Source organism: Paenibacillus sp. JNUCC 35 (genome assembly GCF_058269095.1).
Map to the genome: position 1 here is coordinate 1,576,588 of NZ_CM177771.1, position 21,460 is coordinate 1,598,047.

18 protein-coding genes are annotated in these 21,460 nt (G+C 57.4%); all 18 read left to right on the top strand.

Annotated features, from left to right (window positions below):
• Window positions 1-34: 34 nt before the first annotated feature.
• The 18 genes from hemC (at window position 35) to AC2TF6_RS07265 (ending at window position 21,418) form a co-directional block, all read left to right on the top strand.
• Entirely contained in the window at window positions 35-985 is a 951-nt protein-coding gene (hemC, locus tag AC2TF6_RS07180; RefSeq protein WP_491310481.1) for a hydroxymethylbilane synthase, read from the top strand.
• A 316-nt stretch (window positions 986-1,301) separates the two neighbouring features.
• Complete coding sequence (gene cobA, locus AC2TF6_RS07185; RefSeq protein WP_491310482.1) at window positions 1,302-2,864, top strand: uroporphyrinogen-III C-methyltransferase; 1,563 nt, start codon at window positions 1,302-1,304, stop codon at window positions 2,862-2,864.
• 95 nt (window positions 2,865-2,959) lie between these two features.
• Window positions 2,960-3,955 (top strand): porphobilinogen synthase, encoded by a 996-nt coding sequence (hemB, locus tag AC2TF6_RS07190; RefSeq protein ID WP_009674217.1) that lies wholly within the window; start codon window positions 2,960-2,962, stop codon window positions 3,953-3,955.
• A 256-nt stretch (window positions 3,956-4,211) separates the two neighbouring features.
• The gene (gene hemE, locus AC2TF6_RS07195) at window positions 4,212-5,315 is read left to right on the top strand and encodes a uroporphyrinogen decarboxylase (RefSeq protein WP_491310483.1); all 1,104 of its coding nucleotides are present in this window, start codon (window positions 4,212-4,214) and stop codon (window positions 5,313-5,315) included.
• Between the two features lie 3 nt (window positions 5,316-5,318).
• Window positions 5,319-6,263: a ferrochelatase gene (hemH, locus tag AC2TF6_RS07200; RefSeq protein ID WP_491310484.1), complete on the top strand. Its 945-nt coding sequence runs from the start codon at window positions 5,319-5,321 to the stop codon at window positions 6,261-6,263.
• Window positions 6,264-6,361: 98 nt separating this feature from the next.
• The gene (gene hemY, locus AC2TF6_RS07205; protein WP_491310485.1) at window positions 6,362-7,855 is read left to right on the top strand and encodes a protoporphyrinogen oxidase; all 1,494 of its coding nucleotides are present in this window, start codon (window positions 6,362-6,364) and stop codon (window positions 7,853-7,855) included.
• A 41-nt stretch (window positions 7,856-7,896) separates the two neighbouring features.
• Window positions 7,897-8,088, top strand: coding sequence for a 2-oxo acid dehydrogenase subunit E2 (locus AC2TF6_RS07210; RefSeq protein WP_491310486.1), 192 nt, complete (start codon window positions 7,897-7,899; stop codon window positions 8,086-8,088).
• 190 nt (window positions 8,089-8,278) lie between these two features.
• On the top strand, window positions 8,279-9,580 hold the full coding sequence (hemL, locus tag AC2TF6_RS07215) for a glutamate-1-semialdehyde 2,1-aminomutase (protein ID WP_491310487.1): 1,302 nt from the start codon (window positions 8,279-8,281) through the stop codon (window positions 9,578-9,580).
• A 290-nt stretch (window positions 9,581-9,870) separates the two neighbouring features.
• Complete coding sequence (locus AC2TF6_RS07220; protein WP_009675069.1) at window positions 9,871-10,014, top strand: hypothetical protein; 144 nt, start codon at window positions 9,871-9,873, stop codon at window positions 10,012-10,014.
• Entirely contained in the window at window positions 9,983-10,846 is an 864-nt protein-coding gene (locus AC2TF6_RS07225) for an RluA family pseudouridine synthase (RefSeq protein WP_491310488.1), read from the top strand. Before AC2TF6_RS07220 ends, AC2TF6_RS07225 begins: the two co-directional genes overlap by 32 nt.
• A 102-nt stretch (window positions 10,847-10,948) precedes the next feature.
• Window positions 10,949-12,460 carry a LysM peptidoglycan-binding domain-containing protein gene (locus AC2TF6_RS07230; protein WP_491310489.1) on the top strand — a complete coding sequence of 504 codons (1,512 nt, stop codon included), beginning with the start codon at window positions 10,949-10,951 and terminating at the stop codon, window positions 12,458-12,460.
• Window positions 12,461-13,428: 968 nt separating this feature from the next.
• Window positions 13,429-14,196, top strand: coding sequence for a tyrosine-protein phosphatase (locus AC2TF6_RS07235; RefSeq protein WP_491310490.1), 768 nt, complete (start codon window positions 13,429-13,431; stop codon window positions 14,194-14,196).
• A 148-nt stretch (window positions 14,197-14,344) separates the two neighbouring features.
• Window positions 14,345-15,100, top strand: a complete 756-nt coding sequence (locus AC2TF6_RS07240; protein WP_009675062.1) for a YveK family protein — start codon at window positions 14,345-14,347, stop codon at window positions 15,098-15,100.
• Window positions 15,084-15,767 carry a CpsD/CapB family tyrosine-protein kinase gene (locus AC2TF6_RS07245; protein WP_491311607.1) on the top strand — a complete coding sequence of 228 codons (684 nt, stop codon included), beginning with the start codon at window positions 15,084-15,086 and terminating at the stop codon, window positions 15,765-15,767. The genes AC2TF6_RS07240 and AC2TF6_RS07245 overlap by 17 nt, the downstream gene beginning before the upstream one ends.
• 84 nt (window positions 15,768-15,851) lie before the next feature.
• Window positions 15,852-17,687: a polysaccharide biosynthesis protein gene (locus tag AC2TF6_RS07250; RefSeq protein ID WP_009675059.1), complete on the top strand. Its 1,836-nt coding sequence runs from the start codon at window positions 15,852-15,854 to the stop codon at window positions 17,685-17,687.
• Window positions 17,688-17,717: 30 nt separating this feature from the next.
• On the top strand, window positions 17,718-19,070 hold the full coding sequence (locus tag AC2TF6_RS07255; RefSeq protein ID WP_491310491.1) for a flippase: 1,353 nt from the start codon (window positions 17,718-17,720) through the stop codon (window positions 19,068-19,070).
• Window position 19,071: 1 nt separating this feature from the next.
• Window positions 19,072-20,295: a polysaccharide pyruvyl transferase family protein gene (locus AC2TF6_RS07260; RefSeq protein ID WP_491310492.1), complete on the top strand. Its 1,224-nt coding sequence runs from the start codon at window positions 19,072-19,074 to the stop codon at window positions 20,293-20,295.
• Window positions 20,285-21,418 (top strand): glycosyltransferase family 1 protein, encoded by a 1,134-nt coding sequence (locus tag AC2TF6_RS07265; RefSeq protein WP_491310493.1) that lies wholly within the window; start codon window positions 20,285-20,287, stop codon window positions 21,416-21,418. The genes AC2TF6_RS07260 and AC2TF6_RS07265 overlap by 11 nt, the downstream gene beginning before the upstream one ends.
• The last annotated feature ends 42 nt before the right edge of the window (window positions 21,419-21,460 follow it).

Below are 21,460 nucleotides of genomic sequence, written 5' to 3' on the forward strand. Positions count from 1 at the left end.
TCATGGCTTCATAGAAGAAACGGAGGAATTACGTATGCGTACGATCGTTGTGGGCACCCGTCAGAGCGCACTGGCCCTCACTCAAACGAATCAGGTTATCGACGAATTAAAGGAACTGAGCCGGCAATACGGCATAGAATGCGAGTTTGAACTTCGCAAGATTGTGACTAAAGGGGACCGGATTCTGGACGTAACGCTGTCCAAGGTTGGAGGCAAAGGACTGTTTGTCAAAGAAATCGAGCAGGCGATGATGGACAAAGAAATCGACATTGCCGTACACAGCATGAAGGACATGCCGTTCGAGCTTCCCGAAGGGCTCATGGTCGGCGCGGTGCCTAAGCGCCAGGACCCGCGTGATGTGCTCATCACGAAAGGGGAGAAGTCGCTGGACGAGCTGCCCCAGGGCGCGCTCGTCGGCACGAGCTCGCTGCGGCGCTCCAGCCAGCTGCAGCACAGCCGCCCGGACCTGCGCATCCAGCCGGTCCGCGGCAACATCGATTCGAGGCTGCGCAAGCTCGAATCGGAAGGTTTCGATGCGATCGTACTGGCCGCTGCCGGTATGCACCGGATCGGCTGGCAGGATCGCATCAGCGCCTACGTTCCGCCCGAAGTGTGCGTGCCTGCCGTTGGGCAGGGCGCGCTGTGCATCGAATGCCGGGCGGACGACGAATTCGTCTTGAATCTGCTGAGCAAGATTCAAGATGACGATACGGCGCTCGCGGTCAGAGCCGAGCGCAGTTTCCTCGGCAGACTCAACGGAGGCTGCCAGGTGCCTCTCGGCGCCTACGCGACCGTTGAGCGTACCGGCGGCACGGAGCTGTCGCTGACGGCGATGGTCGGCTCGCCGGACGGTGCCGAGCTGCTGAAGGAAACGCTGCGGGGCAGCGATCCGGAAGCGCTCGGCAGAGAAGCCGCGGAGAAGCTTATCGCCCGCGGCGCGGACCGCATTCTGGCCGAAGCGTACGAGAGCGGCCAGATCGAATAGTTGTACGGCGGCTTAGCGAGTGGCGTCGGCGGGTGTATATCTGCCGGGCCGTATAGCTCCGTACGCGCGTGATTTAACCCCCGGCCGCCGTGGATATGACGTCTGCTGCGAGCTTGGTCGGCGCGGTTTTGCTACTACAAATAGAGGCCGTCTGAGAAATGCGGCGGCTTTTGCGGAATAGCGGCTTAGGGATAGAGGTACGAACAGCAATAGCGGGAGAAAGCTTCCGATTGAGAAGCGGCAGAAGGACCACGGGAGAAAGAAAAGGTGGCCTTCTCCCGCAAGGGGATGGAAGCAGCTGAGAGGGAGTGGGCGAGTGGAGAGAGGGAAAGTTTATTTAGTCGGCGCAGGACCCGGCGATCCGAAGTTAATTACGGTTCGGGGACTCCAGGCGATTGAGCGGGCCGACGTGATTGTCTACGACAGGCTGGCGAGCCCCAGGCTGCTCAAACACCGCAAACCGGATGCGGAGCTGGTGTTTGTAGGAAAGCTCCCGGATAAACATATGATGAAGCAGGAAGACATTAACCGTCTGCTCGTTGATCTGGCCCTCCAGGGCAAGATCGTGACCCGTCTGAAAGGCGGCGACCCGAGCGTATTCGGCCGTGTCGGGGAAGAAGCCGAGCTTCTGGCCGATCATGAAGTTCCGTTCGAAATCATTCCCGGTATTACTTCCGCCATAGCGGTTCCCGCTTATGCAGGCATCCCCGTCACACACCGGGATTTCACTTCTTCGGTCGCCATCGTAACCGGGCATGAATATCCGAACAAGACTTATACGAAGCTCGATTGGGAGCATCTGGCCAAAGGAATCGGCACGCTCGTGTTCCTGATGGGCGTAGCGAATCTGGAGCAGATCAGCGAGCAGCTGATCCGGTACGGAAAGCCTGCCGACCTGCCGGTCGCGCTGATCCGCTGGGGCACATGGACGGAGCAGCAGACGCTTATCGGCACGTTGTCCGACATCAGCGCCAAGGCGAAGGAAGCCGGTTTCAAGTCACCGGCCGTCATTATCATCGGCGAAGTGGTCAAACTGCGCGAGAAGCTGGCCTGGTTTGAGAAAAAGCCGCTGTTCGGCAAACGCGTGCTCGTTACGCGGGCGCGCAGCCAAGCCAGCGAGCTCGTTGCGATGATCGAGGAGCTTGGAGGGGAGCCGGTCGAATTTCCGGTGATCAAGCTCCAGCCGCCGAGCAGCCCGGATGCGCAGCGTCTGCTGGACGAAGCGCTCCGCGGACTCGCGGATTACAATTGGGTCGTGTTTACGAGCACGAACGGGGTGGAGTTCTTCTTCCGCCGCATGCGGGAGCTGCGCCTTGATATACGCGGTCTGGCCGGCGTGCGGATCGCGGCAGTCGGACCCAAGACCGCGGAAGCTCTGGAATCCCGGGGGCTGCTCGTCGAGACGCTTCCCGGGGAGTTCCATGCGGACGAGCTGCTTGCGGAGCTGGGAAAAGCGGTCCGCTCGGGAGAGCGCGCATTGCTGCCCACCGCGGACATCGCCCGCAACGCACTTCCACAGGGCTTGCGTTCGCTCGGTCTCGAAGTTAACGAAGTGGACGTTTACGAGAACGTACCCGAAGTCGAAGGCGGCGAAGACGTGGTCCGGCTGCTGGAGGAAGGGCAGGTTCACATCACGACGTTCACGAGCTCCTCGACGGTCACGAATCTGATCGGAGCGCTTCAGAAGCTCGGGGTCCAAGACCCCGTATCCCTGCTGAAAAACACGGAGATCGCCTGCATAGGTCCGAAGACGGAAGCGACGCTGGCTCATTACGAGCTGGCGGCCGCCTATATGCCGCCGGAAGCGACCATCGCGTCCCTCGTGGAAAGCATTGCCGCAGGCCGGGCCGTTAAAACAGGAGAGCCTGCGGGCTCTTGACTCTACTAAACTTTTCGTTATGCGGCGGGAGCGGCCGTGCTCGAAGTTTCGGGGGCCGCTGCCCTGCCGGCATGGATTAAAAGGAGGAAGTTATCATGAGTTTCCCATTAGTGCGCCACCGCCGTCTGCGCGGTTCGGCTGCAATCCGCAACCTTGTGCGTGAAAACGCGTTGTCCGTTAACGATCTGATTCAGCCGGTTTTCGTGGAGGCCGGTCATAATATCAAATCCGAAATTCCTTCTATGCCGGGCGTTTACCATTTTTCTCTGGACCGTCTGGAAGAAGAAATCCGCGAGATTTCCGAGCTGGGTATCCAAGGTATTCTTCTGTTCGGTGTTCCCGAGACGAAAGACGCGGTCGGAACGTCGGCTTTTCATGAGGAGGGTATCGTCCAGCAGGCATCGCGCCTGATCAAGAAGATCAACCCGAATCTGCTCATTATTGCGGATACCTGCCTATGCCAGTTCACGGATACCGGTCACTGCGGCGTTGTGCATCATAACCCGGAAACGGGCTGCACGGATATCGCCAACGACGAATCGCTGGAGCTGCTCGTTAAAACAGCCGTTTCCCAGGCGAAGGCGGGCGCGGACATTATCGCTCCGTCCAATATGATGGACGGCTATGTGCATGCCATCCGGGCGGGACTGGATGCGGAAGGTTTGGAACATGTGCCGATTATGGCTTACTCGGTCAAATATTCTTCCGCTTACTACGGTCCGTTCCGTGAAGCGGTGGATTCGGCGCCTCAGTTCGGGGACCGCAAAACCTACCAGATGGATTCGGCGAACTCCCGCGAAGCTCTCCGCGAAGCCGAGAGCGACGTTCTGGAAGGCGCGGATTTCCTGATGGTCAAACCTGCGCTTGCATACATGGACATTCTGCAGCTGCTCAAGCAGAACTTCGATCTTCCGCTCGTCGCTTACAACGTAAGCGCGGAATATTCGATGGTAAAGGCTGCGGCCCAGAACGGCTGGATCAATGAAAAAGAAATCGTGCTGGAGACGCTGCTTGGCTTTAAGCGTGCGGGAGCCGATATTATTTTGACCTACCATGCCAAGGATGCGGCGCGCTGGCTGAAAAACGTTTAACCGAGGTACACCGTACCTTCTTTCTCCGCAGGAGCCCGGCCGGGAAACTGCGGAGCGTTTTTTATCCGGGTAAAAAGGTCGGGAGCCGGCAGACGCAGCCGTTTACATTCGAAACGGTACCTCCGGGAAATGCGATTTCAATTCTCCTTAATGAAGGGAAGAGCACGGAGGAAAGCCCGCAGCCGGCGGCTTTGTCAAACATTTGTCGGAAGTCGGAGCGCGGTTCCGGTTGTGACCGGGGTATAATTAGGGCATAATGGTAACAAATCATGACAGGGTCAGGAGAAGGTGTCTTGTGATAAATAATGACCGTTTTATTCGAGCCTGCCGCAAGCAGGAAGTAGACCGGCTGCCCGTGTGGTATATGCGTCAAGCCGGACGCTATGATCCCGAATACCGCAAGATCAAAGAAAAATACTCGCTGCTTGAAATATGCGAACAGCCGGAACTGGCTGCTGAAGTCACGTTGATGCCGGTAAAGAAGCTCGGTGTGGATGCGGCTATTTTGTATTCCGATATTATGAATCCCGTAGCGTCGCTCGGCATTCAATTCGATATTGTTAAAGACGTGGGGCCGGTGATCGAGAATCCGATCCGTTCCCGTGAAGATGTGATGAAGCTGAAGCCGATCGACGTGGAAGGCGACTTGTCCCATGTCATCGAAACGATCCGGATTTTGGACCGCGAGCTGACGGTTCCGCTCATTACGTTTGCCGGAGCGCCTTTCACCATTGCAAGCTACTTGATAGAAGGCCGTCCTTCGAAAAGCTACATTCGCACGAAAGAACTCATGTACGGAAATCCGGAAGTATGGCACGCGCTGATGGATAAGCTCGGAGACATGGTCATTACATATTTGCGGGCTCATATCGCGGCAGGCGCGAAAGCGGTTCAACTGTTCGATTCCTGGGTCGGCGCGCTTGCACCGGAAGATTTCCGGGTGTTCGTCCTGCCTACGATCCAGCGGATTTTCCGCGAACTCGGCGATCTGAAGCAGCCTAAGATTTATTTCCCGGGCGTGAGCTCGGGCGAACTGCTTCCTCTGCTTGGCGACCTCCAGGCGGATGTGATCGGCCTCGATTGGCGCGTATCCATTCCGGAAGGACGGAGAAGAACCGGAGGACGCTTTGCCGTCCAGGGAAATCTCGATCCTTACCTACTTACGGCGCCCATGTCGGTCATTCAGGAACATGCGAAGCGCATTATCGATCAGGGGATCACGGAGCCGGGTTATATTTTCAACCTGGGTCACGGCCTGTTCCCGGAAGCGTCTCTGGATAAATTAAAGGAACTCACTGATTTCATACATGCCTATTCTGCCGAGGCGCTGGCCGGGCGGAACGCGGGCAAGGGGGTCTGAACCATGAGCAGGAAGAAAGTCGGCGTACTGGTGATGTCTTACGGCACTCCTCAGAGCATGGAGGATATCGAAGCTTACTACACGCATATCCGGCGGGGCAACAAGCCGAGTCCGGAACAGCTGCATGAGCTGACCAGCCGTTACGAAGCGATTGTCGGAGGTGTTTTTCCGCTGCGGGAAAATACGGACAATCAGGTGGCGGGTCTGCAAAATGCGCTGGCTTCCGAGCATGACGACGTGGAATTCGTCTGTTTCCAAGGCTTGAAGCACGCACATCCGTTCATCGAAGACGGCATTGAGCAAATGGCTCAGAGCGGAATTACCGAAGGAGTGGGCATCGTTCTCGCTCCTCACTATTCGACGATGAGCATCGGCAGCTACAACAAGCGCGCACGCGAAAAGGCGGCCGAGCACGGCATTGCCATGACGTTTGTCGACAGCTACCATCTGCATCCGAAGCTGCTTCAAGCTCTGACCGAGCGGGTGGAACGCGCGCTGGGCAAGTTCGGAGAGGAGAACCGTTCCTCCGTCCGCGTCCTGTTCTCGGCGCACAGCCTGCCGGAGAAAATTCTTGAGCTGGGCGATCCGTACCCGGAGCAGCTGCTTGAAACTTCGCGCGCGATCGCGGACAAAGCCGGCATCGAGAACTGGCAGTTTGCGTGGCAGAGCGCGGGGCAAACGGCTACCCCTTGGCTTGGCCCGGACATCCTGGATGTACTGAGTACTCTAGCGAAGGAAGACGTGAAGCGCGTACTCGTGTGCCCGATCGGATTCGTTTCGGATCACCTGGAAGTGCTGTACGATCTGGATATAGAGGCGCAGCAACTCGCCAAGGAAATCGGCCTGCACCTTGAACGTACGGATTCGCTTAATACCGACCCGCTGTATATGCAGACGCTCAGCGATGCCGTATGGAAGCAGTACGGCGAACTGACGAAACAAGCTTAGAGCAAGACGACAAGGGAGCGCAGACATTCGGATGCGCCTCTTTGCGATTTTATAATCCGGTCGGCCTTAAGATGCCGTCCGGGCGGAAAGGACGTTGCATGATGAACGAGGCCCGTAAAGTAATCGTTGTCGGAGGAGGCATCACCGGTCTCACCGCCGCTTATTACGTGAATAAGCGATTGAAGGAGGCCGGATGTACGGCGGATGTTACCCTGGTTGAAGGAGCGGAAAAGCTCGGAGGCAGAATCCATACCCTGCGTAAAGAAGGATTCGTCATCGAGAAGGGCCCGGATTCTTTCCTGGCCCGGAAGCTTCCGATCATTGAGCTGAGCCGCGAGCTCGGGCTGGAAGGGGAGCTCACGGGTACGAACCCGGAGGCGAAGAAGACCTACATCCTGCGGGACGGCACCCTGCACCCGATGCCTGCGGGACTGGTGCTCGGCATTCCGACGGACATCGAACCGTTTATGAGAACGGGTCTCGTTTCCGCGAAAGGCAAGGCGCGTGCGATGATGGATCTCGTGCTGCCCAAGAAGGAAGACGACAGCGACGAATCTCTCGGCCATTTCCTTCACCGGAGACTGGGCAAAGAAGTGCTGGACCAGATCGTCGAACCGCTGCTGGCGGGCATCTATGCAGGCGATACGTATGCGCTCAGCCTGCAGTCGACCTTTCCCCAGTTCGGCGAAATGGAGCAGCAGTACCGGAGTCTGATCTATGGCATGATATCGAATCGCAAGAAATCCCAGCAGGAGGCTTTGAATTTGCCTGCTCCCGGCCGCAACTCCACCTTCCTGACCTACAAGAACGGCCTGCAGACGCTGGTTGAGCGGCTGGAGGAAGTACTGCGGGAGGAAGGGGTTACAATCCGGACGGGCACGAAAGTGACGGAACTCCGCAAGGAAGGGGACCGCTACGAAGTCGGATACGAAGGCGGACAGCGGGAAACGGCCGACAGCGTCATCCTGACCCTGCCGACCTATCACTCCGCCGAGCTGCTCGGCGATCACCCGGCCGTCGACAAGCTGAAGGCGATCAATTACGTGTCGGTTGCGAACGTAGTGATCGCTTACCGGGAACAAGACGCGAACGTCAAATTCGACGGATCGGGCTTCCTTATCCCGAGATCCGAAGGACGCTCGATCACGGCATGCACCTGGACGTCCACCAAGTGGCTTCATACGGCGCCGGAAGGTCACGTCCTGCTTCGCTGCTATGTCGGCCGCTCGGGTGAGGAAGACTGGGTGCATCTTACGGACGAAGAAATCGTGGCAAAAGTCCGCAAAGATGTTGCGGAACTGATGGGCATCACGGCGGAGCCTCTGTTCTACGAAGTGACCCGCCTGTACCGGTCGATGCCGCAGTATCCGGTCGGCCATCTGGATCATGTCCGGGAGCTGCGTAGCGATCTCTCCGTGCGTATGCCGGGCGTGTACGTGACGGGCGCGGGCTTCCACGGCGTGGGTCTGCCGGACTGCATCCGGCAGGGACGGGAAGCGGCATTCGAGGCCGCGGATCGCTTGACGGGCGCAGCTGACGGATCGGCGGCGAAAGCTTCGGCGGAAGGCACGAAGACGGCTGCGAAGGTCTAGTCGCGGAAACTAGTGCCGAGGGCGATGGGGCAAAAGCAAAAGTGATCGCGAGTGCCTTGGTTAAATCCAAGCATACGACACCTCACGTGACGCTTATGGACGAAGTCGACGTCGCGCAGTTCGCTCCGCTCCGCATTAAAACGAAACCGTTTGCCGATAAGAAGCAAATGCTGACTAATCTCAAAGCGAACGCGCGCGGCGCGGCGGCAGCGAATGCCGTGTGCCTCTCTTAAAGCAATCGCATGCGGAAGCGTGTATAATAGAAACAACTGACAAGCAGAAGCCGGACCGCCTTTGTTCGTTTGAAGCGTTCCGGCTTTTGTCAAGACGGGAGGCGGCGGGCCGCGGTTTAACCGCATCCGCCTGACGGTGCCCGCCCGATTAAGTTTACTGATAACTGAAACCAGGAGGTATCCGGCTATTATGGAACTGAATCACAAACGCAACGATACGAAGTCCGCGGCTGCTTTTGCTGAAGCTAAACAAGTGATCCCCGGAGGGGTGAACAGCCCGGTCCGCGCTTTTAAATCGGTCGGTCTGACTCCGGTGTATATGGAGCGCGCAAGCGGCTCGCGGGTGTACGACATTGACGGGAACGAATATATCGACTATATCGGTTCCTGGGGACCTCTTATTCTCGGACATGCCCATCCCGAAGTGATCGAAGCCGTGAAATCGACGGCGGAAAAAGGAACGAGCTTCGGAGCGCCTACGCTGATCGAGACGGAAATGGCTAAGCTGGTCGCGGAGCGCGTTCCTTCCATCGATATCGTGCGCATGGTGAATTCCGGTACGGAAGCGACGATGAGCGCGCTGCGTCTGGCTCGCGGTTTCACCAGTCGCAACAAGATTTTGAAATTCGAGGGAAGCTATCACGGCCATGCCGATGCGCTTCTGATCAAAGCGGGCTCGGGTGTAGCGACGCTTGGCCTGCCGGACAGTCCGGGCGTGCCGGAATCGGTCGCGCAAAATACGCTGACGGTTCCCTACAACGATTTGGAGACCGTCAAGGTAGTGTTTGAAAAATTCGGCGAAGATATCGCCGCTGTCATCGTTGAACCGATTGCGGGCAACATGGGCGTCGTGCCCCCTCTGCCCGGTTTCCTGGAAGGACTGCGCGAGGTGACTTCCAAATTCGGCGCTTTGCTTATTTTCGACGAAGTGATGACCGGCTTCCGCGTCCATATTAACTGTGCGCAGGGATTGTACGGCGTGACGCCGGATCTGACCTGTCTGGGCAAAGTAATCGGCGGCGGGCTGCCCGTCGGCGCTTACGGCGGACGCAAGGACATCATGGAGCAGATCGCTCCAAGCGGTCCGATTTATCAGGCGGGTACGCTGTCGGGAAATCCGCTCGCGATGGCGGCGGGGTATACCACCCTTAAGCTGCTCGGACAGCCGGGCGTCTATGAGGAACTCGAACGCAAATCCGCCCGGTTGGCGGAAGGGTTTCTGGCCAATGCCAAGGAAATCGGTGTGCCCAGCACGCTGAACCGTGTCGGGTCGATGGTGTGCCCGTTCTTCACGGAGCAGAAGGTAGTCAATTACGACACGGCCAAAACGTCCGATCTGTCCGTATTCAACCGGTACTTCGGCCATCTGCTGGATCTGGGTGTCTCGGTAGCCCCGTCCCAGTTCGAGGGGATGTTCGTTTCGGCCGCCCACACGGATGAAGACATCGAAGCGACCATCGAGGCGAACCGCGAAGCTTTGAAACGGTTGTAGGCTTTAGCCGGCTGTTTTGCATGGTGTTTGTCCTGTTGTACGATGAATCCCCGGTCTGTCAGGACCGGGGATTTTTTTGTGCGTATTGGTGCGGACGCAAGGAACGGCGATTGGGCTTGCATCCGGCTGCGCGAGATAGCCTCGCGAGACAGCCTGCATCTCCTGCCGTGAAGCGGGCCGATGGCGTTAATACAAACGAGGGCCTGTTCCGGGCCTGCTTGTTTTCTTTTAAAAGGCGGAGATGATAAAATGGGAAAGACTTTCGATGACGAACGGAGCTGTTTATTCGTATGAAACGCTATTATTTCTTCGATTTTCCGATTGATCTGATCTTTATCGTGTTCGTATTTGTCGTGCTGCTTGCTGCTTTGGCAGTCGTGCTGCGGAAGGGAGGGCGCTATCGTGACGGGCAGAAGAAAAGGGGAATGGATTGAGCTGACGCTGCCGGGCGATGCGTGTGCATGGGAAGAGGTCCACGCGGTACTGCCGGTTCCGCTTAAGCTGTGGCGCAAGCTGGAACGCGAAGGCGGAATCCGCCGGCAGGGGAAGAAAGTTCTGCTGAAGGTATTTCCCGATGAGCCTTCACCCGTGCCCGGGGAATGGACCGACCTGCAAGTCTTGTTCGAGGACGACTACCTGCTTGTCGTTAACAAACCGGCGGGGATGGCGGTTCATCCATCGGAGCCGGGGCAGCGAGGGACACTGGCGAACGCGGTGGCCGGCTATTACGAATCCACGGGCCAAAGCTGCGGCGTCCGCCACATTCACCGGCTGGATCAGGATACAAGCGGAGCCGTGCTGTATGCGAAGTACGAGCTGCCGCACCTTCTGCTCGATGAAGCGATGCGAGAGAAAGCGATCGGGCGCATGTACGCGGCCGTCTGCGGCGGACTGCCGGCGCCTCCGGCCGGAACGATTTCAGCCCCGATCGGAAAAGACCGTCATCACCGGGCGCGCCGCCGGGTGTCTCCCGGAGGGGATGCGGCGGTGACCCATTACCGTACGGTAGAGAGCTTCAGAGACGCGGCCCTGCTGGAGCTGCGCCTCGAAACCGGGCGGACGCACCAGATCCGCGTACATATGAGCCATATCGGCCATCCGCTGCTCGGAGATGCGCTGTACGGCGGACGGATGAACGCTTTCGGAAGGCAGGCGCTGCACGGCGCACGCCTTCTATTCCGTCACCCGGTCACCGGCGAGGAGCTGGCTGTCGATGCTCCTTATCCGGATGATTTCCGGGAGCTTCTTGCGGCATTGAACGACTAAATGCGAAAATGCAGTCATGCCGTCCTCCTTCTATCATATACATAGTAAAGAACGGAGTCCCGCGATAAGGCGCAGCTTTACTAGAGGACAACCGAAGGGAGGATGGCAACGTTGACGGAAGAGCAGAACGGTCTGCGATTCGACATCTACGAACGCGTACATTTGGCGGATGGAGCCGCCAGCATACGGGATTTGGACGATGTGGAACTGATTCCCCGCATAGAGGTGATTCCCCAGCAGGAACAAGCTTTGTTGAAAGGCAGCCTGCTGCTGAACGGAAGCTATCTGGATGAGCAGGAAACGAAACGGTCGCTGGAGCATTCCATTCCGGTGGAGATTACGCTGCCGCTCAGCCGGGTGCATCGGATCGAGGATATTTTGGTCGATATCGAAACGTTTGATGTGGACGTACTGAATTCACGGAGCTTGAATGTGACCGGGGTTCTTTCTCTGCACGGGGTGGAGATGGCTTATGAAGCCGGCGGCTGGAGCGAAGAGGACGATGAGGTTGTTTTCGTGCATGAAACGGCTTCCGCCCCGCAAAATGCTCCGGCAGAGCAGTGGAGGGAACCTGCCGGTGGAGCCGAAGAACTCGAACTTCGCCAGCAGACGGAATATGCGGCTGCGGCGGACGGGCAGGCGAGGCTGCAGCCGCCGACGACATCGGCCCAGCCCCAGCCCCAGTATCAGGCCCAGCCTCAGGCTCCGGTTTATCCGGGCAGCGCGCACAAGGCCGATAACCCGTGGCTGCGCGAGACGCGGACAGAGCAGCCCGAGGTCCAGGCTGCGGCGCCGTCCGGGCCGGCGCCAAGCGCCTGGGACCGGCTGGCCGCGCCGAAGTCCCCTCCGCCGCAGGCGGATTCGTCCGCTTCGTATGCGGACCGGTCTTTCGGCGAGCTGACGATGAACCAGCTCTCGTCCGAGCGCTCTTACCGCAGCGCGGGCGAGGAAGAGGCGCAGGAGCAGCGCACGCCGTCTGCGGCTGCGGGGCAGCAGCCGCTTGCCCAGGCGGCGGACCCTGCTTCGGCTTCCCCGGCGGAGCAGGAGGCGGCCGGTCAGGCGGAGCGGGAGGAACCGGCTCCGGCCTTCGGCGTCGAGGCGGAAGTTATCGAGCCCGAGAGAGAGCAGGTGATTGCTTCCGCTCCCGCCGAGGAGAGCTTAGAGGTATTCGCCAATGAAGAGCCTGCCGTGCAGGAAGAAACGAAGGAACTGAAGGTGGCGTTCGGAAGCAAGAAGCAGCAGGACTCGCCGTCGTCCGGAGGTTCCGGTCTTCAGTCGCTCTTTGCAAACGGTGCAGGCAGCGGTGCATCTTCTTACGAACGGACCGAAAAGGATGAGCGGGAATACGCCTCGGCCGCGGGTTCGGAAGAATCCAAAGCGGATGCCTTGGAGTGGAAAAAACTTTTTATCCAAACGGAAAAAGAGGATCAGCAGTTCCGCAAAGTGACGATGTGCATCGTTCAGAAGGAAGATTCACTGGATCTTATCGCCAAACGGTATGAGATCAATCCGAGGGAGCTTCAGCTCTACAACCGGCTGGAGGATCAGGAAGTCAGCCCCGGCCAAATCCTGTATATCCCCGGGAAAGCCGTGTTTACTTCCTCTGACCAATAATCCGGCAAGCAATCCGGCAAGTTCCGATAAGTTCCGATCGCACAGATGAACAGAATAATTGGGGTTGAAAGAGAAGCCGCCGCGCGCGGCTTTTTTCTTTTGGCCGGCGGGAAGCCGGGCGGGCTTTTGGACACTAAAAGGAAAGTACAGGAGAACCCCCTAAAAATTTGAATGGAAACGCTTGCAAAAAACAGCTCTTGAGACCGTGTCGGATTGGGCTGAAAGAAGGAAGGCGCACGCCTCCTTGTGTCCAAAGTCACTGACCGGAGGCAAATATAACCTGAACCGGCCGAAAAACGGCGGTTTCCGCGGGGTTGAGTCTTCACGGGAGAGCCCAATGTCGACTTTTCCGCATGCAAAGCTCATGCCGGACGGGAATTTAGTAGCGGTATTGCCCGGAAGACTGGGACGAAAAAACGAGTTTTGTCCCGGTTTTCGGAAGAGGTAGGTACAGGCCGGGACTATTCCAAGTAAAATTGTGGGAATTAAATCCGGTTCCTTTTCAGCCCCTAAATCCATCCCTAAGACCTAGGTTAGTTACCCCGTCCCACCCTTAAATCCGAAATTGAGCCGAACGGCTTTCCCTGGGACCTGTCTTTGGTATCAACTGTTAAAAATTCGTTTACGACCCCCCGAAAGCCCGCGGAGCCAGTCTTTTAAAAGCATTAGGGGGCTTCTCGGGTGGAAAAAAAGCATGAACGGACTGTGACCTTGTAGAGATAAAGGTCTGATTCGTTGTACCTTGCAAGCGGCAGAAGAAAGCATTTTAACCGTAAAATACTGCTTAATAATTATAAATAACTGGAAAAAGAGATAAATAAAAACAAAAACAAACAGGAAATCCAGCTCATACTTCGCTTTGTAAAATAAGCAAGAGTAACTACATGAATTTATAACTATACACCCTCATGCAATCCATACGTTTTGTGACATAATTTTAGTAACATTCGGATCTGGAGGGAAAATGAATGATCGATATCCATACACACATCCTTCACGGTCTGGATGATGGGCCAGGCAGCCTGGAGCAATCACTCGAAATGGCGCGAATGGCGGTGTCGAATGGAATATCGACGGTTTTCGCTACGCCTCATCACCGGACGAGCCGCTATTTCACCCCCTCCGCAGACATTGAAGAAGCGGTAGCCGGGCTGAATGCGTCCTTATTGGAGCATGGCATTCCGCTTCACGTTAAAAGCGGCCAGGAGATCCGCGTTACCCCGAATCTGATCAATGACTGGTATGAGGATACTTTGCTCACGCTTGGGGGAACCCGTTATCTGCTGATTGAATGTCCCGCTTACTCCCTTCCTGCGGAGCTGGCCGAGATCTGCCATGAATGTTCGGTTTTGGGACTCGTGCCCGTAATTGCGCACCCCGAGAGGAATGCGGAGGTTGCGGGAGATCCGGACAAGCTGCTGCAGCTTGCGGAATGGGGAGCGGTATTTCAGCTCACCTCGGATTCCATCCTGGGCACATTCGGCTCGAAAGTACAGTCGCTCGCCTATGAGCTTTGCTCCCGCCGGTTGATTCATCTGGTTGCGTCGGATGCGCACGATCTGGTCCGCAGGCCGTTCAGGCTGAGTGAAGCCTATGAGAAGATAGAGGCGAAGATAGGCGGGGATTACGCGGAATACTGCCGCCGGAACGCCATCCGGGTAGCGAACGATCTTCCTTTGGAAAAAAGGGAGCCGGTCGCAGGCAGGCCCCGAAGGATTTTTGCGATGTTCCGCTGAATGTCGCACCTCTGTGCTTTAAGGTTACAAAGCGGCAATTAACCATTGTTTTAATGCGGTGAAGCATGTAGAAAAGCAGCTTGCTGTTCGCAGGCCCTCATCGGGCCGCGTCATACGGGTACCAAAGGAAAGCGAGGGATTCAGTTCGGTGAGTATAGATTTTGAAATTAAACGGTATTTGGCTGTCCTCCGTAAAAGGCTCTGGCTTATTCTGCTGATCGTGGCGGCGGGCTGTCTGATTACCGGCGTCGTAAGCAAATATTACTTAAAGCCCGTTTACCAGGCTTCCACGAAGCTGATCGTCAACTCCCCAGCGGATAACCAGGGAATGCTGCGGCTCGATATGAATGCGATCAACACGAATATTTCCCTGATCCACACTTACAAAGAAATTATCAAAACGCCGGCGATTATGGATCTTGTCGTCAAGGAACATCCGGAATACGGAGTTACCTCCGACGATCTTATGCGGCGTATCCAGTTCAGTTCGGTCAGCGATACGCAGATTTTTACGCTGAGCCTTGAAGATGCTTCCTACTCCAAAGCGGCTCAGATGATTAACACGGTGGCGCAGATGTTCCAGAAGCAGATTCCGAACATTATGAAAATCGACAACGTCTTCGTGCTCCATGAGGCGGACCCGGCCAAAACGCCGGCGCCGGTCAAGCCGAATGTGCCGCTTAACGTGGCCATCAGCTTCCTGGCTTCGCTCATGTTCGCGATCGGACTCGTTTTCGCACTCGAATATTTTGACGATACCCTGAAAACGGAGGAAGACGTGGAACACTATCTCGGCCTTCCGACCCTTGTAGCGGTCCCTGAAATACGGGCCGGAGATATGAAACCCAAACGCACCCCGATCGGGAAGAAAGTAGGTGAAGCATCCGGTGTCCCTATCCAATAAGCAGAGACCGATTATCGCTCACAGCAATCCCATGTCGCCGATATCCGAAACGTACCGCACGCTGCGGACGAACATTCAGTACTCCGGGGTGGATGGAGAAATCCGAACGCTGATGGTCACCTCCGCAAGTCCCTGGGAAGGGAAGTCCACGACCATCGACAACTTGGCCGTCGTGTACGCCCAAACGGACAAAAAGGTGCTGCTGATCGACGCGGACCTGCGCAAACCGACGGCTCACCGCACGTTCGGCCTCTCGAACCGCACCGGATTGACGGATGTGTTGACGCGCCAGGCCGAAGTGGAGGAAGCGCTCAAGGAGACGGATATCCCGGGCCTGTACGTCATGACCTGCGGCACCGTACCGCCTAACCCGTCCGAGATTCTCGGTTCCCGACGGATGACGGATCTGCTGGAGCGGCTCAAACAGGAGTTCGACGTGATTCTGATCGATACGCCTCCCGTCCTAGCCGTCAGTGACGCTCAGGTCGTGGCGACCCAGTGCGACGGCGTCGTGCTCGTCGTTAACGCGGGCGGAGTCAAACGCGAGCTGGTGCAGAAAGCGCGGGACAGCCTGCAGTTCGTCCATGCAAGGATACTGGGCGTCGTGCTGAACAAAGTCGCCCGCAAGGACGCCAAGATGAACACGTATTACGATTACAGCAGCTGATTTGCTTGGGAAACGGCGGCTGCATCCATTTAGATTCATCATCCTTTTATCAAAATGGTTTCCAACACTAAGGGAGGGGAAAAGATGAGTTATTCTAAACGGACGCCCATGCTTGTCCTGATTGACATGATTATCGTATGGGCGAGCATTTATCTGACTTTCCTGGCGCATTTCCGGGGCGGCATCCCGCAGGAAGTCATGAGTGTCATTATGCTCTACACACTGGTATCCGGTATCTCGCTGGCGTGCGCGATGTTCTACTTCCAGCTCTATAACCGGATCTGGCAGTATGCCAGCGTCGGTGAAATGGTAGCGATCGCCAAAGCGGTCATCGTCTCCTGTCTGATCTCGTATGCGGTGACGTCGTTCCTATCCGCCGGTGAGATCACGCTGTACATGTTCCTCCAGAATCTGAACGGCATCCTGCTTATGCTGGGCGGTTCAAGGTTTGTCTGGCGCGTGTTCTGCGACAATTTTTACGGCAGCTCAAGGTCCCGGGGCGGCAAGCCCGCCCAGCGGACGCTTGTCGTCGGGGCCGGGAGCTGCGGAGTCATGTTCGTGAAAGAGCTTGCGCACAACGACAGCTTCATGATGAAGCCGGTCGCCTTCGTGGATGACGATCCCTACAAACAGAAGCTTCAGCTTCACGGCATACCGGTCATGGGAAACCGCCTTGATATTCCCCGGATCGTGGAAGAGCAGCGGATCGACGATATTATCATCGCGCTGCCTTCGGTGTCGAAGACGCAGATTTCGGACATTATCAATATTTGCAAAACGACGAAAGCCCGTCTGAAAATCATTCCGCACATCCAGGAATACATCCAGGGTAAAATGGCGGCCAACCAGATGCGCGACGTGCAGGTGGAAGACCTGCTGGGGCGCGATCCCATCCAGACGGACTTACAAAATATCGCCGATTACGTACAGAACAAAATCGTGCTGGTCACCGGCGCGGGCGGGTCTATCGGCTCCGAGCTCTGCCGCCAGGTAGCCCCGTTCAAACCGGCCCGGCTGCTCCTTCTCGGCCACGGCGAGAACAGCATTTACGGCATTGAGATGGAAATGCGCCGGCTGTTCCCGAATCTTCCGATCGAAACCGTGATCGCCGATGTGCAGGACCGGACCCGCATTGCGGACGTGTTCCGCGAATTCGGCCCGCAGGTCGTCTTCCACGCCGCAGCGCACAAGCACGTGCCGCTCATGGAGCGCAACCCGTCGGAGGCGATCAAGAATAACGTATTCGGCAGCAAAAACGTAGCGGAATGCGCGGACGAATTCGGCGCGGAGCGTTTCGTGCTGATTTCCACGGACAAAGCCGTCAACCCGACGAGCATTATGGGGACGACCAAACGGATCGCGGAAATGTTTATTCAGAGTCTGGATAAGCACAGCAAGACGAAATTTGTGGCCGTCCGCTTCGGGAATGTACTGGGCAGCCGGGGCAGCGTGATCCCGAGATTCAAGGACCAAATCGCCCGGGGAGGCCCGGTGACGGTGACCCACCCCGAGATGGTGCGCTATTTTATGACCATTCCGGAGGCGGTGCAGCTCGTGATTCAGGCCGGAGCTTTCGCCAAAGGCGGCGAAGTGTTCATTCTCGACATGGGCAAACCCGTTAAAATCGTCGATCTGGCGACCGACCTTATCCGGCTTTCCGGCTATGAACCGAACGTCGATATCGATATCGAATTTTCCGGTATCCGCGCGGGCGAGAAGCTGTACGAGGAGCTGCTGACCAGCGAGGAAGGCATGTCTTCCACGATGCACGACCGGATATTTATCGGGAAGCCGATGAATATCAACCGGACCGAGCTGGAGTTCGAAATGCGCCGGCTTGAACGCGTGCTCGGCAGCGATCCCGAAGAAATCCGCGCGCTGCTTCAGCATCTGGTGCCGACCTACCGCAATGTTTCTTAAAACTCAAGCAGGAATGGAATTGAAACCGGGATGAGTATGAATACAACCGCGAAACCACTTACACAGCGTTCTTTATCGAAAATGCTGATGAAAAGCAGCTCGCTGTCCTTCCTGGTCAACGTGGGGGGAATCGGCATCGCGCTGATTCTGCAAATCCTGTTGGCCAGACAACTGGGCGCCGTCAGCTATGGCTACTATTCGTTCGTCACCACGGTAGTGACGTTCCTTGTTTTCCCGACGAAGCTCGGGTTCGACACCGCCATCGTCCGCTACGTTGCGTCCTACCGGGCGCACGGGCAGTGGGCGGAGGTGAAAGGCCTGCTCCGCCGGGCGAATCAGATCACGGCGGGACTGTCGCTGGCCGTAACGGTCATTTCGCTCCTCGTCGTGCTTCTGATGAGCGGAACCATGAACGGCGAACTGCTCTACACCTACATAGCCGGCCTGCTCGGCATACCGGTGATGGCCCTGGCCCTGCTCCGCCAAAGCTCCCTTCAGGCGCTGAAGGAGATGCTGCACGCGCAGCTGCCGGAGAAAATCATCCGCCCGGTCGTGTTCATCGCGCTGCTGTTTCTCTACAACGCCATCGCAGACACGAAAGCCGGAGCGGGAGAAGCCATGCTGCTCTTCCTGGCCGCCATGGCCGTGTCCTACGCCATAGGCGCATGGGTGCTGAAGCGCAGGCTGACTCCGAAGATCCAAGGAGCGGACACCGCCTACAACACCCGCGAGTGGGTGAACGTCTCCCTGTCGCTTATGTTCGTCTCGGGCATGTACCTCGTGCTGGGCCAGCTTAACGTGCTGATGCTCGGCTGGATGGAGGGGACGACCGAGGCGGGGATTTACGGGGCGGCCATCCGGATCGCGACGCTCGTTTCGTTCGGTCTGACGGCTATCAACATGACGGCGGCTCCTTTCATCTCGGAGTCCTACGCCAAGAAGGACGACAAGCAGCTCCAGCATGTGCTCAGCCTGAGCAATTTGGCGGGATTCCTGTTTGCGGGCGTCATCTATGTCGCCTTCCTGTTTCTGAACGATCCCATTCTCGGCCTGTTCGGAGAAGAGTTCAAACGGGGATCGCTGGCGCTGCTGATTTTGTCCACCGGCCAGCTCGTCTCCGCTTTCAGCGGGCAGACGGGCACGCTGATGACGATGACGGGGCAGCAGAAAACACTGGGCCGGATTTTGGCCGGTTCCGCCGTGCTGAACATCGTGCTGAACCTTGCCCTGATCCCCGCCTTCGGCATGCTGGGGGCCGCTATTACGAATCTGCTCTGCACCGTCTGCTGGAAAACAGCCATGGTGATCGTTATCCGGCGCAAGCTTAATATCTCGATCGGGATGTTTGCCTGGATAACCGCCAACAAAAAGCGAGGGAACTAACGTGAAACATATATTGCTTGCGGGCGTGCCCCATTCGACGAACCTGGGAGACGGTCTAATCGCGTTGACCGTCAACCAATTGATCCGCACCTGCGGGGAATATACCGTCACCAACTTTGATTTGACGGCCGGTCTGTACAGAGAGACTCCGGCCCGCAGCGGTTCCGTTCAGCGAACGGATGGAGGACCCGCTCTAACCCGCGACTACAAGCTGAACGAAGTCAGCGTGAAAAAAAAGCTGACGCCGGATTTTCTGCGCTACATGAAATCGTACTCGGTCCATAAGCGCAAAGACGCCGTGCTCGGCGAGCAGATCCGCGAACTTGTCACGCAGGCGGATGCGGTGCTGATCGGCGGAGGACATTTGTTTATCGACACGTACTTGTCGTTTCCCATCGCCATGCGCCGACTGGTCCGGGAAGTGAAGAGACAGGGCAAGCCGCTTCACGTCGTGTTCGTCGGCATGAGAGGGCCTTGGAGCTTTCTGGCCCGGAAGTGGTTTACCGATATTTTGCATTACGCCAAAACGATTTCAGTCCGCGACGAAGATTCGCTGGCTTATTTACTTTCCATTGCCCCGTCTCTGGCCCACAAAGCCGTGGCTTTATCCGATCCGGCGCTCGTTACCCTGGAAGCATTTCCGGGAAGGCATGCAGCCGGGGGCGCAAAGTCCTCTTCCGTCCATACCGTCGGGCTCGGCATCATGGACCCCAACGAAATGAGGCGGCATTCCCCTTACGTATGGGAACGGGACGATTGCGCCGATTGGTGGTACAGTCTGGCGAAAGGGGCGACCGACGGCGGCAGCCGCGTCCGGGTCTTTACGAACGGGGCGGACACCGACAACGCCTTCGTGGAACGTTACGTCAAACCGCGGCTGGCCGGAATGCCCGGCGTGGAATTCGCCCCTTATCCGGGCGATGTCGGGGATCTGGTCGAGAGCATCCGGGACTGCGATACGGTAATCGCCCAGCGCCTGCATGCGTGCATCCCGGCCATCTCCTTCGGCAAGCCGACCTACGGCATTGCCTGGGACAAAAAGCTCGCGAGCATTTTTAAAGATCTGGGCCTCTCCGGGCACGTGCTTGATTTCCGTACGGATCCCAAAGCAGTGCTTGCCGGGCTTGTCCCGGAGAAGAACCGTCACGAAGGCTCCGTACGGATCGTCAACCAGAAAAAACGGGAGCTTGTTACTTACGTCGGGAGGATTCTGCATGAAGCCTAAAACGAAAATTCTTCACGTCGTCGGAAAAATGCATCCCGGCGGGATCGAAACGCTATTGATGAACCTGTACCGGACGATAGACCGGGACAAGTATGAGTTTCATTTTGCCGTACAATTTGAGGAAAAAGGATTTTACGATGACGAGATCATCGAGCTGGGAGGCCGTATTTTCAGACAGCCCCATCCGAAAAAAGGGCTGCGCGCCTTCCGCCGTGCTTTCCTCGCCAACTTGAAGGAACACGGGCCGTATCAGGTCGTGCACAGCCACATCTACCAGTTCAGCGGCTACGTGCTGAAGCTTGCCGGAGAGATGAACGTGCCGGTCCGAATCAGCCACAGCCACAACACGCACGACAGCAAGCGGGAATCGTGGCTGCGTAGCCTCTACCGCAAGTACATGCGGGGACTGATCCGCAGCAACTCCACGACGATGCTCGGCTGCTCCCGCTCCGCCTGCGAAGCGCTTTTCGGGCCCGACTGCTGGCGGGACGAGCGGGTCGTCGTGTTCCCGAACTCGATCCAGGTCCAGCCCTACGGGCAGCTGGAGAGAGACCGCTCGGCTTACCGCAGAGCGGTCGGGGTCACGGACCCTCATGTGCCCGTGATCGGGCACATCGGAAGATTCAGCGAGCAGAAGAACCACCGGTTTCTGCTCGAGATCTTTGCCCGCTTCCTGCGGATCCGTCCGGACGCCCGGCTTGTGCTGATCGGGGACGGACCGCTGCGCAGCGAGATGGAAGCCCGGGTCCGCGAGCTGGGAATCGCGGACCATGTGCACCTGCTTGGGGTGCGCAAGAACATCCCCGAGCTGATCGGAGCCTTCGACCTGTTCCTGCTGCCTTCGCTGTACGAAGGACTCGGCATCGTGGTCATCGAGGCGCAGGCTGCGGGCGTTCCGTGCCTCATCTCCGATCAGGTGCCCGCAGAAGCGGACCTGAACCTGGGGCTGGTCAGCCGGCTGTCCCTGAACGAATCGGCCGATACGTGGGCCGGGGCGATCCGGGAGAAAACCGCCGGATCGCGGCTGGACTGGCCCGTCCGGCTGGAGGCGCTGCAGGAGTGCGGATACGACATTCAGACAAGTGTGCGGAGACTGGAGCGGATGTACGCTGCGGCGCCATAGCCCCGCAACCGGGCTGCCGAAGGGAGCGCCTCCCCTTCGGAA